This window comes from Luteibacter yeojuensis, from assembly GCF_000964085.1.
GTDB classification, from domain to species: Bacteria; Pseudomonadota; Gammaproteobacteria; order Xanthomonadales; family Rhodanobacteraceae; genus Luteibacter; species Luteibacter yeojuensis_A.
This window is the reverse complement of the sequence record NZ_JZRB01000025.1, coordinates 33,543-59,213: the sequence shown is the minus strand read 5'-3', so window position 1 is coordinate 59,213 and position 25,671 is coordinate 33,543. Positions and strand designations below refer to the sequence as shown.

General features: G+C 65.7%; 21 protein-coding genes. 6 read left to right on the top strand and 15 right to left on the bottom strand.

Annotated elements, in window-relative coordinates; all coding sequences use genetic code 11:
* Window positions 1-305 precede the first annotated feature (305 nt).
* From VI08_RS12155 to VI08_RS12145, 3 genes are read left to right on the top strand one after another with little or no spacing between them, the layout of a single operon-like run.
* On the top strand, window positions 306-878 hold the full coding sequence (locus tag VI08_RS12155) for a YjbF family lipoprotein (protein WP_045829941.1): 573 nt from the start codon (window positions 306-308) through the stop codon (window positions 876-878).
* Window positions 875-1,669, top strand: coding sequence for a capsule biosynthesis GfcC family protein (locus VI08_RS12150; protein WP_052697861.1), 795 nt, complete (start codon window positions 875-877; stop codon window positions 1,667-1,669). Before VI08_RS12155 ends, VI08_RS12150 begins: the two co-directional genes overlap by 4 nt.
* Window positions 1,666-3,927, top strand: coding sequence for a YjbH domain-containing protein (locus VI08_RS12145; RefSeq protein WP_052697860.1), 2,262 nt, complete (start codon window positions 1,666-1,668; stop codon window positions 3,925-3,927). Before VI08_RS12150 ends, VI08_RS12145 begins: the two co-directional genes overlap by 4 nt.
* Before the next feature lie 192 nt (window positions 3,928-4,119).
* Here the strand turns inward: VI08_RS12145 and VI08_RS12140 are convergent, their stop codons facing one another.
* The 3 genes from VI08_RS12140 to VI08_RS21795 all read right to left on the bottom strand — a co-directional run bounded on the left by VI08_RS12140 (window position 4,120) and on the right by VI08_RS21795 (window position 7,084).
* On the bottom strand, window positions 4,120-5,457 hold the full coding sequence (locus tag VI08_RS12140; protein WP_045829850.1) for a UDP-glucose dehydrogenase family protein: 1,338 nt from the start codon (window positions 5,455-5,457) through the stop codon (window positions 4,120-4,122).
* A 44-nt stretch (window positions 5,458-5,501) separates the two neighbouring features.
* Window positions 5,502-6,617 carry a polysaccharide biosynthesis/export family protein gene (locus tag VI08_RS12135; protein WP_045829849.1) on the bottom strand — a complete coding sequence of 372 codons (1,116 nt, stop codon included), beginning with the start codon at window positions 6,615-6,617 and terminating at the stop codon, window positions 5,502-5,504.
* Window positions 6,618-6,739: 122 nt separating this feature from the next.
* Window positions 6,740-7,084, bottom strand: a complete 345-nt coding sequence (locus tag VI08_RS21795) for a hypothetical protein (protein ID WP_045829848.1) — start codon at window positions 7,082-7,084, stop codon at window positions 6,740-6,742.
* 515 nt (window positions 7,085-7,599) lie between these two features.
* On the opposite strand from VI08_RS21795, the gene VI08_RS12125 reads away from it, so the two are divergent.
* From VI08_RS12125 to VI08_RS12115, 3 genes are read left to right on the top strand one after another with little or no spacing between them, the layout of a single operon-like run.
* Window positions 7,600-9,048 carry an undecaprenyl-phosphate glucose phosphotransferase gene (locus tag VI08_RS12125; protein WP_084621473.1) on the top strand — a complete coding sequence of 483 codons (1,449 nt, stop codon included), beginning with the start codon at window positions 7,600-7,602 and terminating at the stop codon, window positions 9,046-9,048.
* Window positions 9,045-10,022, top strand: a complete 978-nt coding sequence (gene galE, locus VI08_RS12120; RefSeq protein ID WP_045829847.1) for a UDP-glucose 4-epimerase GalE — start codon at window positions 9,045-9,047, stop codon at window positions 10,020-10,022. Before VI08_RS12125 ends, galE begins: the two co-directional genes overlap by 4 nt.
* Window positions 9,998-11,203 (top strand): acyltransferase family protein, encoded by a 1,206-nt coding sequence (locus VI08_RS12115; protein ID WP_084621472.1) that lies wholly within the window; start codon window positions 9,998-10,000, stop codon window positions 11,201-11,203. The genes galE and VI08_RS12115 overlap by 25 nt, the downstream gene beginning before the upstream one ends.
* Here the strand turns inward: VI08_RS12115 and VI08_RS12110 are convergent, their stop codons facing one another.
* The 12 genes from VI08_RS12110 to VI08_RS12055 form a co-directional block, all read right to left on the bottom strand.
* Entirely contained in the window at window positions 11,204-12,715 is a 1,512-nt protein-coding gene (locus tag VI08_RS12110; protein WP_052697858.1) for a right-handed parallel beta-helix repeat-containing protein, read from the bottom strand.
* A gap of 14 nt (window positions 12,716-12,729) precedes the next feature.
* On the bottom strand, window positions 12,730-13,554 hold the full coding sequence (locus VI08_RS12105) for a glycosyltransferase (protein WP_045829845.1): 825 nt from the start codon (window positions 13,552-13,554) through the stop codon (window positions 12,730-12,732).
* Window positions 13,551-14,036 carry a serine O-acetyltransferase gene (locus VI08_RS12100; protein WP_045829844.1) on the bottom strand — a complete coding sequence of 162 codons (486 nt, stop codon included), beginning with the start codon at window positions 14,034-14,036 and terminating at the stop codon, window positions 13,551-13,553. Before VI08_RS12100 ends, VI08_RS12105 begins: the two co-directional genes overlap by 4 nt.
* Window positions 14,026-15,255: an O-antigen ligase family protein gene (locus tag VI08_RS12095; protein WP_045829843.1), complete on the bottom strand. Its 1,230-nt coding sequence runs from the start codon at window positions 15,253-15,255 to the stop codon at window positions 14,026-14,028. Before VI08_RS12095 ends, VI08_RS12100 begins: the two co-directional genes overlap by 11 nt.
* Window positions 15,255-16,127 (bottom strand): glycosyltransferase family 2 protein, encoded by an 873-nt coding sequence (locus VI08_RS12090; RefSeq protein ID WP_052697857.1) that lies wholly within the window; start codon window positions 16,125-16,127, stop codon window positions 15,255-15,257. The genes VI08_RS12095 and VI08_RS12090 overlap by 1 nt, the downstream gene beginning before the upstream one ends.
* A gap of 42 nt (window positions 16,128-16,169) precedes the next feature.
* Window positions 16,170-17,594, bottom strand: a complete 1,425-nt coding sequence (locus VI08_RS12085) for an MOP flippase family protein (protein ID WP_052697856.1) — start codon at window positions 17,592-17,594, stop codon at window positions 16,170-16,172.
* A 12-nt stretch (window positions 17,595-17,606) separates the two neighbouring features.
* Window positions 17,607-18,839, bottom strand: a complete 1,233-nt coding sequence (locus tag VI08_RS12080) for a glycosyltransferase (protein WP_045829842.1) — start codon at window positions 18,837-18,839, stop codon at window positions 17,607-17,609.
* Between the two features lie 2 nt (window positions 18,840-18,841).
* Window positions 18,842-20,071, bottom strand: a complete 1,230-nt coding sequence (gene wcaK / locus VI08_RS12075) for a colanic acid biosynthesis pyruvyl transferase WcaK (RefSeq protein ID WP_045829841.1) — start codon at window positions 20,069-20,071, stop codon at window positions 18,842-18,844.
* 2 nt (window positions 20,072-20,073) lie between these two features.
* The gene (locus VI08_RS12070) at window positions 20,074-22,233 is read right to left on the bottom strand and encodes a polysaccharide biosynthesis tyrosine autokinase (protein ID WP_045829840.1); all 2,160 of its coding nucleotides are present in this window, start codon (window positions 22,231-22,233) and stop codon (window positions 20,074-20,076) included.
* A 493-nt stretch (window positions 22,234-22,726) separates the two neighbouring features.
* On the bottom strand, window positions 22,727-23,416 hold the full coding sequence (locus tag VI08_RS12065; RefSeq protein ID WP_045829934.1) for an aspartate/glutamate racemase family protein: 690 nt from the start codon (window positions 23,414-23,416) through the stop codon (window positions 22,727-22,729).
* Complete coding sequence (locus VI08_RS12060; RefSeq protein WP_045829839.1) at window positions 23,413-24,429, bottom strand: LLM class flavin-dependent oxidoreductase; 1,017 nt, start codon at window positions 24,427-24,429, stop codon at window positions 23,413-23,415. The genes VI08_RS12065 and VI08_RS12060 overlap by 4 nt, the downstream gene beginning before the upstream one ends.
* A 41-nt stretch (window positions 24,430-24,470) precedes the next feature.
* The gene (locus VI08_RS12055; protein ID WP_045829838.1) at window positions 24,471-25,595 is read right to left on the bottom strand and encodes an FAD-dependent oxidoreductase; all 1,125 of its coding nucleotides are present in this window, start codon (window positions 25,593-25,595) and stop codon (window positions 24,471-24,473) included.
* Between the last annotated feature and the right edge of the window lie 76 nt (window positions 25,596-25,671).

Sequence of the window (25,671 nt, the reverse complement as noted above, 5' to 3'; positions counted from 1 at the left end):
GACTAAACAGGTATTTCGGGTATCTCCAGCGACGAGATGGCGTTCCAGTCAGTTTTCAGTCCGGATAGGTCATGTACTGTTTCCCGGACGTGCCGAGCGCGATGATTCAGTGCAGTCCACGCTTGGGCCTGTGTTTCATTTGCTTTACAGGCCCCTCCATTTTCCATTTGCCGGACCTAACGCTGATTTTGTCTTGGCCTGATGCCCGAAAACGCGCGCAAGCCGCGCTACACCCCCTTGCCCTCGTTGGCCTCGCCCTGGCGCTCTTGGCGCTGGTCGGTTGCTCGCCGGTTTCCAGCGGCAGCATGCAGGCGGTCCGCCTCGCGTTCCACGGCGAAACCGTGCACCCGACCGCCGAATCCGTCGCGGCCTCGCCGTACTACCAGCTGCAGGCCAACGGGCCCGACGGCGAGGCGATCCTGGTGCTGGGCAAGGTCGAGGATGGCCGCCTGGGCTGGTACGGGCAGGGCGACGATATCGTGTTCACGCGCCATGGCCTGCTCATCAAGACGGTGGGCTTCCCCGAGAACCTCGAGGCCACGCTGTTCAGTGGCGCCGACCCCTTCGAACAAGGGTTGCAGCACCTCGCCGGGCCGGCCACCTACACGCGCACCATGGATTTCTCCCCCGGCTTCCGGGGTGGCATCGCCATGCAGGCCACGCTGACGCCCGGCGCCATGGACGACGTCGATATCCTCGGCACGATCCATCACCTCAGGCGCTACGACGAACATCTTTCCGGGCCGGCGGGCAGCTTCACCAACCGCTACTGGGTCGATCCCGCCGATGGTTTCATCTGGAAGAGCCGCCAGTACGCGGCGCCCGGGTTCCCGCTGGAGCTGATCCAGCTACGCCCGTACACGGGGAACGCTTCGTGAGGGCGCGGGCCATTACCCTTGTCGCCCTGGGCCTCGTGGCCGTGGCGGGCATGGCGCCTGCCACCGACGCGCCGCTCACCGCCAGCGCTGCAGGGGCGGTGCGCCAGGGCGGGCCCGCCACGTACCCGGCCGGCTCCCGCCTCTCGGCACTGGCCCTCGCCGCACGCGTGGAGCCCGATGCCTACCTCGCCGGTGCCGCCTGGCTGCGGCCGTCGCTGAAGGAGGCGCAGCTGCGGCTGAAGGCCGGCGTGGTCTTCGAGCTGGGTGTGGTCCGCATGGATGCCATCAGCAAGGGCGACGAGGCACTGGGCTTAGCGGCCGCTGCGTTCCAGTCGTGGATGTCATCGCTGCCGGTCACCGGCCGGCGCACCAGCGTGGCGCTCGACCCCGACCAGCTCGAGGTCTCGCCGCCGGATAACTGGCCGCTGCAGGATGGCGATGCCTTGTTCTATCCGCGGCGCCCTTCGCAGGTGCGCATCGTGGGCGCGGTGGAAAAGCCATGCCGCGTGCCGCAGGTGGGCATGCAGGATGCGCGCCGTTACCTGGCGTCGTGCCCGCCTTCGGCGGCCGCGGACCCTGACATGATCTTCGTGATCCAGCCCGATGGCAGCGTGTTCCCGCAGAACATCGCCGCCTGGAATCGCGACAAGCCACGCGTGGTGGCGCCCGGTGCCTGGATCTACGTGCCGTTCGACCGCAAGCGCATCGCCGCCTCCACCGATGGCCATTTCAACGACGATGCCGCCGCGTTTATCTCCACGCAGCTGCTCGATGAACGGGGTGCCCCGTGAGGCGCCTGCTTCGCGCGCCGCGCCTGGACATGCGCCAGGTGGCGTGGCGCGGCTGCTGCGCCGGCCTTGTGTTCTGGGTGGGTGGCGTCGCCACCGTGCAGGCGCAGGAGACATATACGCAGAGTGATTTCGGCGGCGTGGGCCTGATGCAGACGCCCACGGCGCGCATGGCGGAGGAGGGCGAGTTCAGTTTCGTGCTCAGCCGCACCACGCCGTACACGAACTACAACGTCTCGATGCAGCCGCTGCCGTGGCTGGAAGGCAGCTTCCGCTACACCAACGTCAGCAACCGCCTGTACGGCCCGCGCAACCTCAGTGGCAGCCAGACATACAAGGACAAATCCATCGACGTGAAGGCACGCGTGTGCGAGGAATCCCGCTGGTTGCCGTCGGTGGCCTTCGGCGTCCGCGACGTGGGTGGCACGGGCTTGTTCTCCAGCGAATACCTCGTGGCGAGCAAGCGCGCCGGCGCGTTCGACTTCAGCCTGGGCCTGGCGTGGGGCTACATGGGCAACCGCGGCGACATCGGCAACCCGCTGAACATCATCAGCGACCGGTTCCGCACGCGCCCGGCCAGCGGTACCGGTGCCACCGGCGCGCTCAGCATCAACAAGTTCCTGCGTGGCCGCCCCGGCTTCTTCGGTGGCGTGGAGTACCACTCGCCGTGGGATTGGCTGGTGCTCAAGGCCGAGCTCGATGGCAATGACTACAAGCACCAGCCGCAGAACAACAACCAGCCGCAGCGCTGGCCGGTCAACCTGGGCGCGGTGTTCCGCCTCAATGGCAATGTCGACCTCACGCTGGGCTACGAGCGAGGCAACATCGGCACGGTGGCGCTGAACCTGCATTCCAACCTCGCCAGGCACGTGGGGCCGCAGAAGTCGTTCGACCCGCCCCCGGAGCCCGTGTCGTTCACCAGCACCCCGGCCAGCGAGGTGCCGACGGGCCCCACGCAGGCCACGGGGCAGGCCATGGGGGCAGGCCTGGCCGTGCCCACGCCGCCCGACGCGGCAGTGGCCGACGGGCCGCAGGCCGATCGCAAGGCGCCAGCCAACGTCGATTGGGCCGCGATGGCCAAGACACTGCACGCCAACGCGGGCATCAACGTCAGCAGCATCCGCCGCCGCGGCGCGGAACTGGTGATCACCGGCGAGCAGGAGCGCTTCTTCTACACCGCGGAGGCCGCCGGCCGCGCCACGCGCATCGTGGATAACCGCGTCGATGGCAGCATCGATTGGGTCACCGTGGAGAGCGAGCGCAATGGCCTTGCCACGGTGGATACCAGCGTGCACCGCCCGCGTTTCATCGAGCTGCTCGACCACCAGATCGACCTCCCGACGTTCCGTCGCAGTGTCGAACAGGATCCCGTCACGGCGCGCGATGATGAGCTGCTCTATGCGGCGCCACTGAAGCGCTTCACCGGCGGCACGTCCATCGGTTACCAGCAGAACGTTGGCGGCCCGGATGCCTTCGTGCTCTACCAGGTTTACGGCGCGGCCTACGGCACGTTCAATTTCAACCGCCACCTGTGGCTCGATGGCGTGCTGGCCGTCAACATCGCCAACAACTACGACAAGTTCCGCTACGACGCGCCCAGCAACCTGCCGCGCGTGCGCACCAACGTGCGCCAGTACCTCACCAGCTCGGACATCACCATGCCGAACTTCCAGCTCACGGGGACGCGCAAGCTCGGTGAGGATCTTTACGGCATGGCCTATGCCGGTGCGCTGGAAAGCATGTATGCGGGCGTGGGCGGCGAGGTGCTGTATCGGCCCTTCGGCGAGCACTGGGCGGTGGGCGGCGACATCAACTGGGTGAAGTCACGCGGTTTCGACCAGGATTTCTCGCTGCGCCGCTACCACGTGGTGACAGGCCAGGCCACGGGTTACCTCGATACCGGCTTCCACGACGTGACGCTCGCCGTGAGCGTGGGCCGCTATCTCGCAGGCGACTGGGGCACCACCATCGATGTGTCGCGCCAGTTCGCCAACGGCACCCGCATGGGCGCCTACGCCACGGTCACCAACAAATCGGGTAGCTCAGGCTATGGCGAAGGCAGCTTCGACAAGGGCATCTATGTGTCTATCCCGTTCGATGCGCTGCTGCCGAGCTCGTCGCGCAACCGCGCCACGCTGATGTGGCAGCCGCTGGTGCGCGATGGTGGTGCGCGACTCAACAAGCGGTACACCTTGTACACGCTCACCAATGATCTTGATGCGGATTTGTTCGACAAGAACCTGGGCAAGATTTCGCAGTAGGTGGGAGGCATCGCCCGCAAGCGGGCTCCCACATAAGACTGCCCCCCCAACAGAAAACTGCCCCCCAACAGAAAACTTCCCCCAGCAGAAAACTGTCCCTCAGGGAAAACTGCCCCGCATATGCAAGCGGGCTCCCACGCGGCCGGTTGACCCGGCTTTCGTGGGAGCCCGCTTGCGGGCGATGGCGTCCCGTTAACGCTGCAACGAACGCCCGCGGCCAATGCCGTAATAGGCCAGCCCGGCGTCTTCCACCACCTGCGGATCGTAAAGGTTGCGGCCGTCGAAGATGGCCGGCTCCTTCAGGGCCGCCTTGATGCGCCCGAAATCCGGGCTGCGGAAGGCCTTCCACTCGGTGACCAGCGCCAGCACATCGGCCCCGTCGAGGGCCTCGTAGGGCTTCTCGCAGAGCACGAGGTCGGCGCGCTCGCCGTAGATCCGCTGGGTTTCCTCGCGGGCCTCGGGGTCGTACGCACGCACCTTCGCACCGGCATCCCACAGCGCCTCGATGAGGCGGCGGCTCGGCGCTTCGCGCATGTCATCGGTGTTGGGCTTGAACGCCAGGCCCCACAGGGCGATGGTCTTGCCTGCGATGTTGCCGTTGAAATGCCGCTGGATCTGCGCGAAGAGGCGGGTCTTCTGGGTGTGGTTCACCGCCTCGACCATGGCCAACAGCCGGGCATCGTAGTCGTGCGCGCGGGCAATGCGCTCGAGCGCCTGCACATCCTTCGGGAAGCAGGAGCCGCCGTAGCCGGCACCGGGGTAGATGAAGTGGTAGCCGATGCGCGGATCGGAACCGATGCCCTGGCGGACCAGCTCCACATCGGCGCCAACGCGCTCGGCGATGTTGGCGATCTCGTTCATGAAGCTGATCTTGGTCGCCAGCATGGCGTTGGCCGCGTATTTCGTGAGCTCGGCCGAACGCTCGTCCATCACCACCATGCGGTCGTGGTTGCGGTTGAACGGGGCGTAGAGCTTGCGCAGGCGGCCCACGGCGCGCTCGCTGGACGAGCCCACCACGATGCGGTCGGGGCGCAGGCAATCCTCGACGGCGTCGCCTTCCTTCAGGAACTCGGGGTTGGAGACCACGTCGAACTCGATGCCGGCGTCGCGGCCCTTGAGCACCTCGGTGATGGCATCGCGCACCTTGTCGGCGGTGCCGACGGGGACGGTGCTCTTGTTCACCACCACCGCGTAGCGGTCGAGGTGCTGGCCGATGGTGCGGGCCACGGCGAGGACGTATTTGAGATCGGCGCTGCCGTCCTCGTCGGGCGGCGTGCCCACGGCGATGAAGATGAGCTCGCCATGCGCGATGGCCGAGGCCGGGTCGGTGGTGAAATCGAGTTGGCCAGCGGCGTGGTTACGCTTGACGATGGGCTCCAGCCCGGGCTCGTAGATGGGGATCACCCCCTTCTTCAGGCCTTCCACCTTGGCTTCGTCGATATCCACGCACACGACGTGGTTGCCCATTTCCGCAAGACAGGCACCGGTGACCAAACCCACGTAGCCGGTGCCGAAGATAGTGACCTTCATTCATGTCGCCTGTATAGCCGGGAAAATGTCTCCAGCTGCCGCCATTACAGCTGGCGATCGCGATCCAGGTTGTACTGGGCGTTCGCCGCGTTGCTGATGAGGCCCGAAAGCGGGAGCAGCTGGCTGATGAAGCGGTTCCAGCGGGTGATGCCTGCAGGGCCCACGTAAATGACGTCGCCGGGCTCCACGGGGAACTGGGCAGCCACCGCGTAGGCGGAGGGCGACGTGTTGTCGAGCTGGTAGATGGTGGCGGGGGCTTTTTCCATATCCTCGACGCCACGGATGACGTAGACGGATTTGCCGCGCGCACTGGTCTGGTTGAGGCCGCCCGTGCGCCCCAGCGCCTGGGTGAGACTGAGGTTGCGGGTCTTGAACGAGATGGCCTCGGGGCGCACCACTTCGCCCAGCACGTACACCTCGTGGTTATCGTTGTAGGGCAGGTAGATGTTGTCGCCGCCCTTCAGGTAGATGTCCTGGCCACCCTGCAGCGTGTGCGAGAGGGTATCGAGGTCCAGGTGGTATTCCTGGTTATCGCGGCGAAGCACCACGTTGGAGAGGTCGGCGACGGTGGCGTTGACACCGGCGGTGCCCACCGCCTGGGCCAGCGTCAGCGGCGTGACGGTGATGTTTTGCGGCGCGGTGCTGGTGAAGGCGCCGCCCAGCGTCACGCGCTGGCTGGCGAAGTTCACGATGCTGATATCGACCTGCGGCTTGGCGATGTACTTGGTAAGCCGGTTGGAGATCTCGGTGCGCAGCTGCTCGATCGTCATGCCCGCGGCCTTCACCTGGCCCACGTACGGGTAGAAGAGGGTGCCGTCGGAGCGGACGAGGCGGCCATTGGCGGCTGTCTGCTGCTGCGAGCCCGCCGGGGACGTGAGCTCGGGGTGCTCCCATACCGTGATGTAGAGCGAATCACCCGGGCCGATGTGGTAATCGGCGGGCTTGTAGGCCGTGAGCGCCGGGTCGAGCCCCGCCGGGACGGCCGAAGCCTTGTCCATGGCAAGGAGCTTGGGGGTGATGGGAACGAGTTGGTAGCGCGCGCCGGTGGCGCTCTCTTTATCGTTCAGCTCGCCGGTTTTCATGTGCTGGCCTGGGGCCAGGACGCATGCGTGCAACAGCACGCAGCATCCGGCCAGGCCGAGGGTCGGCAGGAACTTCATCGTGCGCGGATTCCTTGAGTAGAACGACGGCCCGAAGCGGACATCCGCCTACTTATACCGACGGTGCATTAACAAATCGGGAACACCATGGACGTTTGGACGTCCATTTTCCTAGGACAGCCTTAGTGGGTGCCCGTGGTACCACCCGTACCACCAGTGCCGCCGGTACCACCCGTACCACCCGTGCCGCCGGTGCCGTCATTACCCGTACCCGTGGCGGAATTCGCCGTGGCACCGGTGGCGGCGGCCATGGCGGCCGTGCCAGCGCCAACGCGAGCGGGCGCAACGGCGCCCTGCGAGGCCGCACGGGCCTGGCCCGGCGTGGCCACGCGCGGTGCCTGCGGGTTGGCGGTGTTGCCGTTGGCGGCCTGCGGCGACGAGGGCTGGGATGCCGCGGGCTGCGTGGTCTGGGCCCACAGCGGGGCGGCGACGGCAACGAGGGCGCATGCGATTAGCAGACGTTTCATGGTCTGGGCTCCTGCGATGGTGGGAAAACATAGCGCGGCCGAATGACACGCGTGATACATGAAAACACGCCGCACGCATCCGAGCATGAACACGTTCATGAACACGTTCATGATTGAAGTGCGGGGGCGATCACACCAGCGGGTTTCACACCTGTTTCGTAGGTAGAACTACGCACGCCACATGGGCGCTGATGCGATGGGATGTAGCTCACTACCATGCCAATGGTGGAAGCAAGTCGTTCCGCTGAACAACAGGATTCAGGAATTGTTTCTGTGACGTGTGTCAGGGTTTAACCATTGCCCGATTGCTGTCAATTTCGTGGCGATGCAGCATCCTCACAAATCCACCGTGGTATGCAATTGGTGACTTTGCTGGATCCGGAGCTAAACGGATCCGGATAACTGCGTGTTGGGTCGATACGGGCTTCAGGAAGCAAGCCCGCAGGCCCTACAGGGGGCACGTACCTTGGCATGACGGCTTGGCCGTTGGTGTCGATCGGCAGAAGGTACTTGTCATGCAACTGAAAAAAATCAATGCCTTAGTTGATCTTGAGCTTCATGCCGGCGACCTGATGAGCGTCGTCGCCGCGGCGCACGTCGCCTACCTTGCCCGGTTCCAGGGCGAGGCCATGGACCGCACCTACGCGGCGGCCATGGTGATGCTTATCCTGTTGACGCTGGTTATCTCAACGGCATTTCGGGTTTATGAGCAACCACTTGGCGAACGTCCTGTAAGTCATTTCTTCCGCATTGCAGCATCGTGGACCGGCGCCTTCGCGGCTCTCATGGTCCTAGGATATTTTCTTAAGATCGGCGATACGTATTCGCGCGGTTGGGTAACGCTGACTTACGCGCTCGGCCTTGCCTGTTTCGCGTTGGTGCGGCTCATCGCGCTTGTTGCGTTGCGTCGCCTGCACCAACGTGGGGAAGGTATCGGTCGTTGCCTCCTCGTCGGTGCGACGGAATCGGGCATGCACATGCTCGAACAGGTGCGCGCGAACCCCGCGCTGGGCATGGATATCACCGCCTACGTCAAGACGAGCTACGACACGTCGGTTCCCGATGGCGTGCCTGCCGTCGGTTCGCTGCTCGAACTCGAAGAGATCCTCGAGCGCGGCGAATGGGACGAGGTGCTGATCGCCTTGCCGGTGAGCGCCAACCGCGCCATCACCTACGTCATGAACCGCATGGACCAGCACGTGGTCACGGTCAAGTTCGTGCCCGACCTGCTCGGCCAGCAGCTGATCAACCACCAGATGGAAGACTGCGCCGGCGTACCCATCGTGACCCTGCGCTCCAGCCCGCTCGAGGGCCAGAAGTGGTTGGTGAAGAACATCGAGGACCGTGTCATCGCCAGCCTCATCCTGATCATGATCTCGCCGATCATGATTGCGCTGGCCATCGGCGTGAAGCTGTCCAGCCCGGGCCCGGTGCTCTATCGCCAGCGCCGCATCGGCCTGGATGGCAAGGACTTCGAGATGCTGAAGTTCCGCTCCATGCCCGTGGACATGGAGAAGAGCGGCCAGGTGAAGTGGGGTGGTGCGCAGAACAAGACCACCACGAAGTTTGGCAAGTTCATCCGCGGCACGAGCCTCGACGAGCTGCCGCAGTTCCTCAACGTGCTGCGTGGTGACATGTCCATCGTTGGCCCGCGCCCGGAACGCCCCATGTTCGTGGAGCAGTTCAAGGGCGAGATCGATGGCTACATGCACAAGCACCTCGTGAAGGCCGGCATCACGGGCTGGGCCCAGGTCAACGGCTGGCGTGGCGATACCGACCTCACCAAGCGCATCGAGCACGATCTGTACTACATCAACCACTGGTCGCTCGGTTTCGACCTGTGGATCATCTTCCTAACCCTGTTCAAGGGCTTCGTGCACAGCGAGAAGCAGACCTCCGCGCGCACCGGCATCACTGCCAGCGTGGCGCAGCCGCCGGAGCCCATCGCCGAGGAGACGCGGTGAAGCTATTGATCTGTGGCGGTGCCGGCTATGTCGGCTCGCACATGGTGCGCCATGTGCTCGAGAAGCAGCACGAGGTAGTGGTGTACGACAACCTGTCGACCGGGCACCGCGCATCGGTGCCCGCGGGCGCCACCTTTGTCCACGGCGATATCGGTGACGCCGCCCGGCTTGCCCGCGTGTTCGGCGAGCACCGCTTCGATGCGGTCATGCATTTCTGCGCGCGTTCGCTGGTAGGCGAATCCGTGGTCGACCCGTACATCTACTACGAAAACAACGTGGGCAACACGCTCACGCTCCTGGGTGCCATGCGCCACGCGGGCGTCGACCGGCTGGTCTTCTCGTCCACGGCGGCGGTGTTTGGCCACCCTGTCTCCGACACCATCGACGAGAGCCATCCCACCGCACCCATCAATCCCTACGGGCATAGCAAGCTCATGGTGGAGCGCGTGCTGGCGGATGCCTCGAAGGCCTACGGCTTGCGGTCCGTGGCCCTGCGTTATTTCAACGCTGCGGGCGCCTCGTGCTGCGGCACCATTGGCGAGGCCCACGACCCCGAGACCCACCTCATCCCCAACGTGCTCAAGGCCGTGCTGGGGCAAGGGAAGGGCCTGAAGGTGTTCGGCACCGATTACGACACGCGCGACGGCACCTGCGTGCGCGATTACGTGCATGTCAACGACCTCGCGTCGGCGCATCTTCTCGCCATCGACTACATGGCGAAGAACGAGGGCGCGTTCACGTTCAACCTGGGCAACGGCGAAGGGTTCACGGTGCGCGAAGTGATCGCGGCCGCGGAGAAAGTGACGGGCCGCGAGGTGCCACACGAATTCGCCGAACGGCGCGCCGGCGACCCCGCCGTGCTCGTGGCCTCGAGCCAGCAGGCCCGCGATGCCCTGGGTTGGCGCCCTGAGATGGCCCGCATGGAGGATATCCTGTCCAGTGCCTGGAAATGGCACCTGGAACCACGGTACTGATGCAGGCACGGCCGAAGCTGCAATTGGACTTCATCGACGCGTTGCGCGGGCTCGCGATCATCGCGGTACTGGTGAGCCACGCGCAGCGCAACGTCGAGATCTACCAGGCCATGGGCCACCCAGCCCGCATGTCGCCCTGGCTCAGCCGCTACGCCGACCAGGGCGCGCGTGGCGTGCAGCTTTTCTTCGTGGTCAGTGCGCTCACGCTGTTCCTGTCAGCGGGCAAGCGGCTCGGTGAATCCGGCGAGTGGGTGAATTTCTACATCCGCCGCGTCTTCCGCATCGCCCCGATGTTCTATGTCGCGTTCGGCGTCTATTGCCTGGCGCCCGTGCTGCTGAAGGGGCACGCCCTGCCGCCGGTCGGCACCCTCCTGGGCACGCTGACCTTCACCAATGGCTGGAGCCCGGCATGGCTGCTCGGCGCGAACGACGTGGTGCCGGGTGGTTGGTCCATCGGCGTGGAAATGTCGTTCTACATCGTGTTCCCGCTGGTTTTCCTGTTCATCCGCGACTTCCCGCGCGCGCTGGGCGCGTTGTTGCTGTTCCTCGCCCTGGATGTGTTCCTTGGTCCGGTGTTGGTCGCCAACCCGCCCATCGCTGACGCGGACCTCTGGGAACGCTTCATGTTCGTGTGGCTGCCGAACCAGCTGCCGATCTTTCTCTACGGTATCTGCGCCTACTTCATCCTGTTCACCGACACGGGGCCGCTCTCGCGGTTCTTCCACGCGGGAAACCGCGCGGCGAACGCGGCCCTGTTCGCCGGCGCCGGCCTCGTCCTCCTCGTCGTGCCCCAGGCCACCGCCGATAGCCGTGCCGTGTACCTTTACGGCGGCGCCTTCGCCCTCATCGCCCTGTGCCTGAACCGCCAGCCTTACCGCTGGCTGGTGAACCCGCTGTTGTGCCACGTGGGCAAGATCAGTTTCAGCGGCTACCTCACGCACTTCTTCATGCTGCAGGTGGCGCGCAAGCTCCTGGACAAGGTGCATGCCGGCACGCGCCTGGGGCCGGATGCGTACTTCGTCGCCACAGTGGCCGTGGCGCTCGCGGGCACGATCGTCCTGGCGACGATCACCTACCGCTTCGTGGAAGTCCCGGGGCAGGCGCTGGGCAAGCGGCTTATCCAGGCGCTGGCGGCCCGGCGCGAAGCCGGGCGGCGCACGCTGGGGGATGGCGCGGCCTGATCAGGCCGTCGTGAGCTTGCCGATCAGTTCCAGCGCGTTCGGCACCGGCTTGCCGTTGGCGAAGCAGGCCTTCACCAGGGCATTCACCTGGGCCAGCGTGGGGCGGTGGCTGCGGAACCGGTCCAGCGTGGCGTGGTCGGCCGCGGAGGCCGCCTGCACGCCTTGCGCGCGCGGGGCGTTGGCCGCGGTGGCGAACATGCGGTTCTCGCCCAGCTTCGTACCCTGGGCCAGCTGCATGTCGATGCCCGGCGACTGCGGCGATACCACGATGTTGTCGTGGATGGCGATGCTGTTGGGCACGCCCTGCCACTTGGTGGCCTTGAAGGCCGTGACCTCGGCGCCGGCGATGGGCTTGTCCGGGATGATCACGATGTTGTTGTAGATCTGCGCGCCATCCACGGGGCCGGAGATACGGAACGTGGCGCTGTCGGTCTTGCGCAGGGCATCGTTGATGCTGACGTTGAACCGCACGATGGTGCCGGTGTTGCCGATGGCGCTGGCGTTGCGGCCATCGTTGCAGACCAGCGCCATGCCACCGACGTTATCGTGGCTGTAGTTGTACTGGATGACCGTGTTGCGGCAGTTGAAGTCGGAGTCGTAGGCCTGGCCATCGGCAAAAGCCTTGTGGTCGCTGACCTCGTTGTACTGGATGGTGGTGTTGTCGCAGTCGAAGGGCCAGATGCCGGCGGCGGCCTCGCCGCGTGGCAGGGGGCCGCATTTGCTCACCGTGTTGTGCTCCACCATGGCACCGTCGCAGCCCTTCACCAGGATGCAATCGCCCGGCACGCTGGTGATGCGGTTGCCCCGCACGACCACGCCCTTGCCAAGCGCGCCCTTGCGGCTGCCGGCCCCGAGGAAAAGGATGCCGTCACGCTGGGTGTTGTCGATGACGTTGTCGGTGATCGCCAGGCCATCGTACGAGCTGGGCTTGTCCTTGCCCTTGGCTTCGACGAGGATGCCGCTGCCACCGCCATCTTTCTTCACCGGCACGCCATTGACGTCACGCACGTGCAGGCCTTGCAGCGTGATACCGTGGGCCACGCCGTAATCCTGGTGGAACAGATGCACGCCGGTGCGCCGTGGCGCGGGCTGCGCGCCCTGGTTCGAGATCTCGAGGTTGCGCACCGTCCAGTATTCGACATTCTGCAGGCGCACGGTGGAGGGCGCCTTGCCATCGGCGTGCAGGTGCGGCAGCGCGCCCTGGCCGTAGGCATCCACGACGATGGGCGCACCGGCGCTGCCCGAGCCTTTGGGCAGGAACGCCCCGGGGTAGTCGCCGCCGCGCTTGAACAGGATGCGATCGCCCGGGCCGAACGTCTCCTTGTTCAGCCGGCCGAGGCTGCGGAAGGCCTGGGCCTCGCTGCCGCCGTCGTGGCCGTCATCGCCGCCGCTGCCATCGACATACCACGTTCGCCCGCCACTGGTGCTGGCGGCACGCACGCGTGCCAGTGGCAGCACGGCGGCCGTGGCGAGGGCAAGGGTGGTGTGGCGAAGGAAGGTACGGCGCTGCATGGTGCCTCCGGGGGTTAGCGACGCTCGCTGAGGGAGTAACGGTACACGCCCCCATGTTTCCTCAGCATGTACGCGAAGCCTGCAAGATGTTTGATGGTGAGGCGCGAGAACTTGCGGGTACGGCGCTTGTAGTCATGCACGATGGAAATGCGCCGCGAGTAATAGTTGCGCAGGCCCATCTTGCGCGTGCGCACGCAGAACTCGGCGTCTTCGGGGCCGAAGAAGATGCGGTCGTCATAGCCCATGAGCAGCGCGGCCGTCTTCTTCGTGAAGGTCTGGTTGGCGCCCAGCACGTAGTCCACTTCCATCGGGTCGGCCTCGTTCTCGAACACCGTGTCGGTCATCAGGTGCCGGTCGAGTTCGCGCTGCACGAAGGCCAGCTTGCGCGTGGCGGCGATGCGCGCGGCGATAGGCTGGTAGAAGCGGGGGAAGCGCCGCGTGGAATCCTGGCGCGTGCGGTCGACGTTGAGCAGCTCGAAACCCACCACGCCGGCTTCCGGGTGCGCGGTAAAGAATTCATCGACGATGCTGCCCGGGTCGTTGGTGAGGAAAATGGTGTCGTTGTCCAGCGTCATGCAGTACTTGCCGCGGGCCAGGAACAGGCCGCGGTTACGCGCGGGGCCCACGCCCAGGTTCGTCTCCAGCGGGAAATAGCGCACCTGGGGCAGGGTGGCGACGAACTCGGCGCTGCCATCCTTCGACCCGTTATCGACCACGATCACCTCGTCCTGGCTGAAATCCACCTTGTCCACGAGCGACAGCAGGCACCGCTCGAGGTTGGCGAGCTCGTTCCAGGTGATGATGACGATGGACAGGCGCTTCTCTTCTGCCTCGCTCATGGCGTAGCTCCTAAAGGGTCTTGGGTTTTAAGCGAGGACGGGGTGATGACGGCGTTCGCCTTCACCACGTAGTTGTCGGGGATGACCACGGGGCCGAAGATGCAGGCGCCGGTGCCGATGGTGACGTTGTCACCGATGGTGGGCGTGCCGTCGCCGGGGAACCGGTTGCCGATGCAGACGCGTGCGTACAGCGTGCAGTTGCGGCCGATGGTGGTCTTGCCGTTGATAATGACGCCGAACGCATGGTAGATGACCAGGCCCGGCCCGATCGTGGCCGTGGTGGGCACGTAGCACTTGAAGACGAATTCGGCCACTTTCTCCAGGATGCGCAGCGGGGTGTGCAGCACGGTGCCGCGGGCCGTGGCGATGATGCGGTAGGTGAGGATCACCCAGAACGACTGGTCCAGCATCCACCACACCATGCCGCGCCAGCCCGGCAACGACTTGAGGCGCCGCGCGTCGGCGCGGAAATCAGCGAGCATGCGCGGTCTCCGGCGGGGGTAGGGGGCTCTTGCTGCGCATCCAGGCCCGGCGCGCCCGCGTGCGCTCGCCGGCCTCGGCCACCAGGCGCTTGTGGCGCACTTGCTGGCGGGCGTAGAACATGCCGACGAAGAACCAGAAGTACGCTTCGTAGCCGCTGAACTCGATGAATGCCAGGATGAGGTAGAGGAGAAGGAAGGCCTTGATGTTGCGGTTCTGGCCCTCGGTCTTCGAGAAGAAGATGTGGCCGCACATGACCAGGAACAGCACCAGCGACTGCACCCCGCCCTCGAGCAGGAACTGCAGGTAGATGTTGTGGACGTTGTTCTCGACGAACGTGAGGCCCGATATCTGTTCCATGATCGGCACGCCGTTGCCCACGCCGTAGCCCAGCAGGTTCTGCTTGAGGGCGATACCGGCATTGGTCCACAGGGCCAGGCGGCCTACGTTCTTGTGTTCCAGCTGGGTCTCGGCCTGCAGGTTGAAACGGTCGAGCACCGGCACGTCGATGACCTGCGACAGGATCAGGCCGATGACCAGCACCACCATGGCCGTGCAGAAGAACGTGTAGAAGTAATAATGCTTTGTCTTCCGCAGCTGCCACGAGGCGATGAAGATGGAGATGGCGGCGCCGATCAGGCCGGCGCGCGAGAGCATGGTGGCGCTGGTGAGGAAGGCGATGCCAGCCGCGATGGGGTAGGCGCGCGTGCCGATCAGCAGGATCGACAGCAGCGCCAGCAGGCTGGCCTCGATGTTACGGCCACCCGTGGACATGTACAGCACGCTCGATGCCGTCTCGCTGCGGGTGTAGATGGAACCCAGCGCGTTGGCGTAGGCGATATCGCGCAGGATGATGAACGTGATGCAGCAGCCCAGCATCCAGATGAAGATCTTGCGCAGCTCGAACTCGGCCAGCTTGTGGCCGAATACCAGCCCGAGGAAGTACGAGGCGGCGATGAAGACGATGAGCGTGGAACGCAGGCCACCGCCATACGTGGCCGCCGCGGCCATGGACGTGGCGGTGAGCGTGGCGAGGAACGCGGTGGCGGGGTTGAGCTTGAGGTAGCGCACCGCCGGGATGTACAGCACGGGCATGGCAAGCAGCAGCAGGTGGTACACATTGATGTGCGTCTTGCTGGTGCTGCTGTGGCCAAGCGGGATCTGGACGAAGATCATCGCCATGAGGGTGATCGCCAGCGCCCGGGTCTTGTTGATCTGCATCAACCGATCGCCACGCCGAAGAATTTGTGGATGAGCACCTTCATGGTCGACTTGTAGCCGCCCACGGAGAAGTTGCGCGCGATCTCGCCCAGCGGCGGCCGTTCGCGGTTCATCACGAACTGGATGTTGCGGTGGTTGCGCTGCTGGTCGGGGCTCATCAGGGCCGCGTGCTTGGCCATGAAGCGCTGGCTGCCTTCCGCGCGCTTGGTCGAGTTACGGATGCGGGCGCGGCTGCGGTCGTCGTCCACGAACGAGAGCAGGTGCCGCGAACGCACCGCGGTGCCGTAGCGTTCGGCCAGGCGGATCCACATGTCGTAGTCCTGCCACGACGGCATGTCTTCGTCGAAGCCGCCCAGCTCGCGCATGCGCGACAGTTCGGTCAGCACCTGGTTGCCGGCGTGGTTGGCGTAGAGCAGGGCGGGCAGCGTCAGCGGCTCGCCCCTGGCCAGGTCCGCGGCCGGGTAGGTCCGCTCGCGCAGGGGTTCCACCTGCAGCAGGTCCTGGAAGTACTTGAAGCGCGTGCAGGCGAAGGATGGTTTGTGCGTTTCGTACAGCGCCACCAGGCACTCGATGCGCTGGGGGTGGAAGAAATCGTCGTCGTCCAGGCCGGTGACGTAGGTGCCGGTCGCGTGCTCGATGCAGCGGTTGCGCGCCCGGCACGCACCCTGCGGCGTATCGTTGCGGAGGTAGGTGAACTTGCCGGGGTAACGGTGCATGTAGTCGGTCATCACCTCCGGCGTATCGTCCTCGGAGGCTTCGTCGCACACCAGTATCTCGACCTCGGCGTAGGTCTGCTCCAGCACCGAGTCGATGGCCCGGCGCAGCAGGCCGGAGCGGTTGCGCGTGGGGATATAGACACTTACCAGCGCCATGGCGTCGTCGCTCCTTGGTAGTGAGGGGGCCGGGCGTGCATCTCAGGCGCCCACGGGTGCGGCCGGCCGCGACAGCAACACGCCGCGGCTGCGCCAAGCCACCCACAGCAGGGGTGGCACGGCGAAGGCGAAGCGGATGGCGCAGGCCTTCCAGTCGTCGGTGGGGTAGATGGCCACGGCCACCATGAGGAAGGCGTAGGGCACGATCGTTTCCAGCGTCCACGCGCTGAAGAAATCGCGCGCGGTGATGCTGATGATCTTCGAAGAGAAGAAGTAGTACGAGAGTATCGTCGACAGCACCTGGCTGAAGGCGAGCGCCACCGACATGACCTCGAGCGAGCGCGAAAGCGCGCCGGCGATGCTCACCGCCAGCGTGATGCCGCAGATCTTGAGGTTCCAGGCGAACTCGATGTCGGAGCGGCCCTGGCTCTGGCTGAGCGCACCGATGAGCGAGCCCAGCGGGCGCAGCATGCCGAACAACAACATCAGCGGGATCAACGAGGCGACACCGTCGTAACGGTGGCCATAGAGGATGGTGACGGCGAGCGGCGCCGCCACGGCAAGGCCGATGAACACCACCGCGCTGAAGATGGAGACGCCGCGCAGGCCGAGCAGGTACACGCGGCGCAGGGCGGCCGGGTCATCCTGCAGCGTGGCGAGGCGGGGCAGGGCGAGGCGCGCCGCCACCGGCATGATCAGCTTGGTCGGTTGCAGCACCAGCTCCTTCGCCAGGGAATACACACCCAGCGAGGCCAGGCCGAGGAACTTGCCCAGGATGACCTGGTCGGCCTGGCTGCGCAGCTGGTTGATCACCTGCGAGCCAAACTGGAACGCGCCGTAGCGGAAGGCCTCGCCGATGATCTTGCGGTCGAACTCGCGGCCCGGGTGCCATTCGCGATCGGCCGAGGCGATGAACAGCACCAGGCGCACGATGCTGTTCACCACCATGGCCCACACGGCGGCTTCGATCGATGCGTTGAAGGCGAACACCATGATCACCAGCGTGGCGAGCCCCGAGAGGCGGCCGGCGACCTCGACGCGGGCCAGCCGCGGGATCTGGAACGCCTTGATCAGGCTGGCCTGGTACTGCGCTGCCACGCCCAGCATCAGGAAGTTGAGGGTCGACAGGCGCAAGAGCCCACCCAGCACCTCGGAATGGTAGAACTCCGCGATGCCGTACGAGGCCACGAACAGGATAAGCGCGGATACGACGCCGAGGCCCGCGCTGATGAGGAACAGCGAGGTGCGCTCGGGCTTGCTGATGTCCTGCCGGTGGATGAGGTAGCTGGAGAGCCCCATGTCCTGGATCATCGTCGCGACGGCGTTCACCACGTTGACGATGGCCAGCGCGCCGAGCAGGTGTGCGTCGACGTGGTGGGCCAGCAGCGCGATCTGCAGCAGCTGGCTCATGGCCGAGACCACGGTGGAACCCGCGGTCCAGGCGGCGTCTTTGCGGACGGAAGCCATGCGTGCCCCCCGTCAGGCCAGCTGCGCGGCCAGCTGGTCGTGCAGCTGGCGTTGGTTGAAGCGCGACTCGACGGTGGCGCGCGCGCGGCGCGCCACGTCGGCGAGGTCGTAGTCACCGCGCTGGATGGCCTCCAGCTTGTCGGCGAGGGCACCAGCATCGCGCTCGGGGACGAGCCAGCCGCTGGCCCCGTCCTCGATCAACTCGGGGATGCCGCTGTGCAGGGTGGACAGGCAGGGCACGCCCGAGGCCATGGCTTCCATCAGGGAGACGGGTATACCTTCCTGGTCGCCGTCCTCGGCCGTGACGCTGGGCAGGGCGAAGACATCGGCACCGCGCAACGCCGCCTGCACATAGGCCTTGTCGCGGCGGCCACGGATATGGATGTGGGCACCGAGCCCGCGCGTGGCCACGAAGGCCTCGAGCTGCGCCTGCAGCGGGCCATCACCGATGACCTCGAGCTCGATGGGCACGCCACGGGCCGCGACCTGCGCCACCGCTTCGCAAAGGTAGGGCGCACCCTTCTTTTCGACCAGCCGCCCGACGGTGAGCACGCGGAGCGCGCGGCCGGGCGTGTGGGCTTCGGCGCGTCGCGGCTGGAACGGGAAGCTGTCGAGGTCCACGCCCATGCGGTGCACCTGGATCTTCGCCGGCTCGCAGCCGAGTGCCTCCAGTTTGTGCTGCCATCGCCTGCTGATCGGCAGCATGCGGTCGCCGCTGGCGAACAAGGTCTTGTAATCGCCCGCGTGCCGCGCGAGCACGCTGTGCTGGGAGAGGTCGTAGCCGTGGAACACGGTGTAGATGGGCCCGTCGATAAGCCCCAGCGCCCGCAGGTGCACGGCGAGCACGCCCGTGGGGCCGAAGTGGGCGATGATCGCGTCGGCCTTGATCGGCTTGGACAGGCGCCGCGCGGCCCCCGCCAGTGCGAGGCTGCGGGCCACGTGCCCGTAGCGCTTCACGGAAAGTGCCCGCCGCACGCGCGCGTTGCCCAGCGCCGGCGCCACCTGCTTCACGCGGTCGACGAGGATGGACCAGCGGCGGGCCGTGCTCGCCGCGCGGTCGAAGATAAACGTGGCGCGGCCCAGCAGGCCACGCTCGGCCACCACGTCGCCCGGCTTCGGCTCCGCGCCGCGGCTCACCGCCAGGATGCGCACGTCGAAGCCGCGGTCGAGCAGGCCGACGATCTGGTCGATGACGAAGGTTTCCGAGTAGCGCGGAAACTCGGCGAGGACGAAGAGCACGGTCATGGTCAGGACCCGACGCCCACCGTGGCAAGCACCGCCTCGCGGGCGAACGCCTTCTCCCGGGCCACGGCCTGGGCGATGCGCGGGCGCAGGGCCTCGTCCTGGAGCAGGCCAAGCACCTTGGCCTTGAGCGTGCCGTCGAGCAGCGATTTCACGGGCATGGAAAGCTCGGACGTACCGAGCCGCTTCATCACGCCTTCGCTCTTGTGCTCATAGGCCAGGGCGACGGCGGGCGTGCCGAAGTTCATGGACATGATGGCGCTGTGCAGGCGCGTGCCGATGGTGAGCACGCAGCGGGCGAAGCGGTCGCCCAGCTGCACGTCGCTGAGTTCGCCCATCTCCACGTCCATGGCATCGGCCCGGCGCATGTGGTTGCGCACGCGCAGCGCGATCATGCGGTCATCCTTGGGGTAGCCGTCGATGGCCGTGCACGTGGAGAGCGCCTGGATGCGGTAGCCCTCGTCGGCCACTGCGTCGAGTAGCTCGGCGAACGCCTTCTCGTAGGTTTCCTGGCTGATGCCAAGGCGCTTGTCGAACGGTGCCAGCTCGCGGAACGTGACCGCCACGGTCGGCTCGTTGTGCAGGGGAGGCGCCGCACCCGTGGAGACCAGCCATGCGGTGTCGGCGGCCGTGCGCACCTTGTCGACGGGCACCTGCCCATCGGCCATGTGCTTCAGGCTCACTTCCTCGCGTAGCGCGAGGGCATCCACGCGCGCCATCACGTCCTGCGAGATCTTGCGGAACAGCGGGTTCTGGAAGGGTCCCACACTGTGCCCGATCATGTAGATGGGCTTGCCGGCAAGGAGCGCGCACAGGGCGTGGTCGTACTGCGTGGGGCCATACAGGTCCACGAAGAACGAACCACCCACCTGGATGACGAGGTCGTACGCCTTCAGCGATTCGATGTAGTCACGGTGGCGGCGCGGCAGGTCGATGTGCCGCGCCCATGCCGAACCGGTGGCGTGCGCGTTGAGCAGCCACGGGATGAAGCGGCGCAGCAGCTTCGCCTTGAGGCCGCCCAGGCGGCCCTTCGCATTCTCGTTGTAGTACGCGTTGAGCGTATCCACCTCGAGCGTGCGCCCCATGATCCACGAGGAACTGGTCGGGAACCGGCTGAGGATGGTGGCCTGGCAGCCCGGGATGGCGCCCTCCAGGCATTCGAGCAGCCCGCGGAGGATGGCGGCATCGCCGCGGTTGCCGCACGTGTGGTTTCCGACGATGAGGATGCGCGTCATGTTTACGTGGGCTCGGTCTTGTACTTGTAGTAGGCGTACGTGGAGTAGCCCGCGGCACGGTGCTCCACCGCGTTGAAGATGGCGCCCTTGAGCTCCACGCCGTTGTATTCGAAGCGCTGCTGGGCCAGGGCAAGCTCGGCGGCCTTGTTGAGGCCGAAGCGGGCCACGAGCAGGCTGGTGCCGGCGTGGTGGCCGATGACCGCGGCATCGGTGACCGCGAGGATGGGCGGCGTATCGATGATGACAAGGTCGTACTTCGCCACCACCGATTCGATGAACTGGGTGAAGTTCTCGTGCATCAGCAGCTCGGCCGGGTTGGGTGGCACCTGGCCGCGGCTGACGAAGTCGACATTGGGCACCACGTCCTTCTTCATCACCGCGTCGAGCGGCTGCTTGCCCACGAGCACGTCGGAGAGGCCATCACCGGCGCGGATGCCCAGCTGCTGGTGCAGCGTGCCACGGCGCATGTCGCCATCCACCAGCAGCACGCGCTGGCCGGCCTGCGCGATCACCGCCGCGAGGTTCGCGGAGACGAACGTCTTGCCGGCAAACGGGCTGGCACCCGTGATCATGAGGATGTTGTTCTTCGCCTCGAGCCGGGCGAAATGCAGGCTGGTGCGCAGGCTGCGGAACGCCTCCACGGCAAGGTCGGCGGGCTCGTTGATGGCGAGCAGCCCCTTGCGGCCGCCGGTCTGCGTCTTGCTCAGCGGTACCGAGGCGTACACCGGCAGGCCGAGGTCCTCGATGACCGACGGGTTCTCGATACCGCGGTTGAGGATCTGCTTGAGGAAGATGTAGGCGAGGGCCAGGAAACCACCCAGCACCGTGGCGATGACGACCACCAGCAGCTTGCGTGGCTGCACCGGCTGGTTGATGTCCACCACCGACTGGTCGACGACGCGCACGTTGCCGACGGTGCCTGCGCGGGCGATATCCAGCTGCTGCGCCTGGTTGAGCAGGCTGGTGTAGGTGTTGGTGCTGACCTGGACATCGCGGTTGAGCTTGAGCAGCTCCTGTTGCGTATCGGGCAGGCCGCCCACCTGCTTCTCCATCGCCGCCTTCTGTGCCTGCAGCGTGCCCATCTGCTGCTGCAGGGCCTGGTAGGCCGGGTGGTCGTGCGTGAAGCGTCGGTCGATGTCCGCCTGCTGCATCTGCAGCTGCTGGATGTTGTTCTCGACGCTTACGATCTGGTCGAGAAGGCCCTTGGTCTGCATGCTGATGTCGACCGTATGCGCCTGGGTCTGGAAGGCATTGAGGGCCCCCTGCGCGCGGTCGAGTTCGGTGCGCACCTTGGGCAGCTGGTCCTTCACGAACTTCAGCTGGCTGGCTGCCTCGGCCGAGTTGCGCTCGACGTTCTGGCGCACGTAGGCGCGGGTGATGTGGTCGAGGAGCGCCTGCGCGAGCACCGGGTCGGCGTTGTTGTAGGTAAGGCCGATGATGCCCGAGTCGTTGCCCTGCTCAAGGGCAGTGACATCGGTCTGCAGCTTGTTGATGGTGGTGAGCGGGGGCTGCTCCACCACGTCGAAGCGCGCGCCCGGGTTGGCGATGAGCTGGCGGATCTGCACGGTGACGTCGCCGGCTTTCACCAGCTGGCCCACCGCGCCCTGCGCGATGACCTTGTCGTTGTCGTCCAGCAGCGTGAACTGGTGGTTCTCGCCGGCGCGCAGCTCGAGCTTGTGGTTGAGGAGGTTGTCCGGCAGCTCGAGCTTGAAGATGTCGACGACCTCGCCACCCCAGCCGTATCGGCTCAGCCCGAAGCGAACCTTGCCCAGGTCGCCCGGCTTGTGGCCGCGCGAGAGGTAATCGCCCAGCAGCGGCATGCGCTGCGGATCGACCTGGACATTGAAGCGGAGTTCGTCCACGGCCGTGCCGATGACGAGTCGCGACGTGATGAGCGCGATTTCCGTCGTGGCCTGCGAGGCGGTGGTGCCGAGTGATTGCGTGAGATCACTCAGGCCTGGAAGCGCCGGCGTCTTCTGCTCGACCTGGACCACCGAAGTGGCCTGGTAAATAGGCGTTGCGATGACCGTGTAAAGCACGCCGAGGATAAAAAAGGCGCCGGTAACCGCGACAATCACCCACTTGTGGTCCAGAAGCGTGCCGAACAGCGCGTTGAGGTCCAGGGTATCGGTGTCACGCGACTGATCAGTTGTCGTCATCATGCGTGGGCAGTTGTTCCCAAGGTGAAATAGCCGTCCCAATGGTTATAACGGGCTTTTGATGAACAACTCACGAAGCACGAATAAGGTGCAAGGTCGCGATTCGCCTGTTACATCTGCTAGGCGAATCAGGTAATGCGAATGGCGGGCAGCACTAACCGTGCGTGCATGTGCGCGCATCCATCAAAAGGGTCTTTGGAGTTGTCCTGGAGCGTCCCGCTCGCGGTATTACTGCGTTTTTAGCTTAGTTGCCGACGCTACGAAGCCGATAGTCACGGGAACGTGTTTTGCGACCCCGTTCAACAAAATGACCTGCCGATCTCGGCTATAAGCGCGACGTCGCCCCGCGTCGTGACGCGCGCTTAGCGTTTCGTCGACATGGCACTAACAACTGGTTTAGCTGGCAGCAGGTTTCGCTGCGGCGCAAAGTGCTGCGAGCCGCATGAACAGCCGGTTCAGCTTCGTTTATGACGCAGTGCGGTGCGCCGCTGGCCGATCACGCGAGGGCAGCCTCGAGAGCCGCCTCGCAGTGGATGAGGGTGGTGTCGAACACGGGTACGGCCACATTGCCCTGGTTGAGCAGCATGCCGACCTCCGTGCACCCCAGGATGAGCGAATCGGCACCTTGTTCGATAAGCCGCGTGGCAATGGCCACGTAGGCATCGCGGCTTCGCTCATTAACGATGTTCCGGCAAAGCTCGTCGTAGATGATGCGATGCGTCTCGGCACGGTCGCCCGCGCGCGGGATGAAAGGATGCAACTCCGCGGCATGCAACCTGTCGGTATAAAACGACTGCTCCATCGTGAATGCGGTGGCCATGAGACCGGGGCGGCGCATGCCAGTGGCATGGATGCGCGCCGCCGTGGCGTCGGCGATATGCAGTAATGGGATGCCGACGCCTTCCATCATCTGGCCAGCAAGCTTGTGCATGGTGTTGGTGGCCAGCACGATGAAAGCCGCGCCGCCGCGCTCGAGTGCGCGAGCCTCCGCCTGGAGTATCTCGCCAGCACGCTCCCACTCGCCGGCCTTCTGCAAGGTTTCGATCCGCGCGAAGTCGAGCGAGCGGATAAGCAGCTCGGGTGAATGAAGGCCCCCCAGGCGTTCGCTCGCCAGGCGGCACAATTCCCGGTAATACGTCTGCGTCGAGGCGGCCGACATGCCACCGAGGATGCCGATGGTTTTCATCGCCATCCCAGCGCCGGTGCCACGTGCTTGAGCATCGATTCGAGCAGGTGCACGTTGTAGTCGACACCCAGCTGGTTGGGCACGGCGAGCAGGATGGTATCGGCTTCGGCGATGGCCTGGTCTTCCGCCAGTTCCTTCGCCAGCACGTCGGGTTCGGCGGCATACGTGCGGCCGAACACGGCTTCCATGTTGTCGATGAAGCCGACCTGGTCGCTGCTCTTGCTACGGCCGAAATAGGCGCGGTCGGTATCGTTCATGAGCGGGAAGATCGAACGCAGCACCGAGACACGCGGTTCGCGGGCGTGGCCGGCCTCGGCCCAGGCGGCGCGGTAGGCCTTGATCTGCTTCGCCTGCTGGATGTGCAAGGCCTCGTTCGTCTCGTTGGCCTTCAGCGTCGAACTCTGCAGGTTCATGCCAAGTTTCGCCGCCCACACGGCGGTGGCGTTGGAGCTGGAGCCCCACCAGATGCGGTCGCGCAGGCCTTCGGGGTGCGGCTCGAGGCGAAGCAGCCCCGGCGGGTTGGGGAACATCGGGTTCGGATTCGGTTCGGCGAATCCCTTGCCATCGAGCAGCTGCAGGAACACCTCGGCGTGCCGGCGGCCCATGTCGGCGTCCGTCTCGCCCTCGGCGGGTTCGTAGCCGAAGTACCGCCAGCCATCGATCACCTGTTCCGGCGAACCGCGGCTGATGCCCAGCTGCAGGCGGCCGTTGCTGATGAGGTCCGCGGCGCCGGCGGTCTCCAGCATGTAGAGCGGGTTCTCGTAGCGCATGTCGATGACGCCCGTGCCGATCTCGATGCGCTGGGTGCGCGCGCCGATGGCGGCCAGGAGCGGGAAGGGCGAGGCCAGCTGGTTGGCGAAGTGGTGGACCCGGAAGTAGGCGCCGTCCACGCCGACTTCTTCTGCGGCAACCGCCAGGTCGATGGACTGCTGCAAGACATCTCGGCCCGAGCGCGTCGCCGAATGCGGCGAATCGGTCCAGTGGCCGAAGGAGAGGAAGCCGATGCGTTTCATGGGGGTGCCAAGGCAAGGGTAATCCCCGGACTATACGCCCGCTACGCGTGCGCGCTGAACATGTGCACCAGGCTACCGGGGACGCCAGCGCCAAACAGGATGCCGGTCAGTTCCGCCGCCTCGTTGGCGGACTTTTCGGCGCGCGCGAACATCGCGTCTTCGTAGTTCGCAAGGGCAGCTTCGATGTCGTCCCGGTTCGCCGCGATGGCGAGCGCCAGTTCCGCGCCGTCCTCCATGGCGAGGTTGGCGCCCTCGCCGGAGGGCGGCATCAGGTGGGCGGCATCGCCGATCAGCGTCACGCCCGGCACGCGCAGCCAGCGTAGGCCGGTGGGCAGGGCGTGGATGCGCCGGAGCACGGGGGCGCCATCGCCTTCGGTGAGAAGGGCGCGTAGCGCGGGCGCCCAACCGTCGAATTCTGCCGCGATAGGCGGCACGGCGCTGTCCGCGCTACGAAAATCGATGGCGTCGAACCAGCTCTCCGGGCGGCAGAGGGCGACATAGGTGTGGATCACGGCATCGGGCTCGCGGTGGGCGAAGATGCCCTTGCCGGGCTGCAGTGCGAAGAACGAACCGCCACCCACGGCCTCGGCCGACGCCGGGTAGAGCGCGTCGACATCACGCAGCCAGGTTTCGACGAAGGAAAACCCGGCGTAGGCCGGCGCGGCGTCGGTGAGCAGCGGCCGCACGCGCGACCAGGCGCCATCAGCGCCGACCAGCAGGGACGTCGTCGCGGTATCCCCATCGGCAAACGTCACGGCATGCGTGCCATCGCCGTTCCCGACGACGCTGGCGACCTTCTTGCCCCATGCGATGGTGCCCGCCGGCAGCGCGTCGAGCAGCATCTGCCGAAGCGCGCCGCGCGGCACCTCGGGCCGGCCGCCGTTTCCATCATCGGCCTTGTCGTAAAGCACCGTGCCATCGTGAGCCAACACGCGCGTCGCTTCGCCACCCGGGTGCACGAGGCCCAGGAAGGCGTCGTACAGGCCAGCGGCCTTCAGGGCCACCTGCCCGTTGAAGTCGTGGATGTCGAGCATGCCGCCCTGGGGGCGGGCATCAGGGGAGGCGTCGGCTTCGTACACGACCGAGGGGATGCCGTGCACGTGCAGGACACGGGCAAGCACGAGGCCGCCAAGGCCGGCGCCGATGATGGCGATGGGGAAAAGCATGGGAAGGCTCACAGTGGAATGTCGTTCCATTATCGACCTGATTTTAGGCGGCATCGCGAACCTATAGAATGCAGGG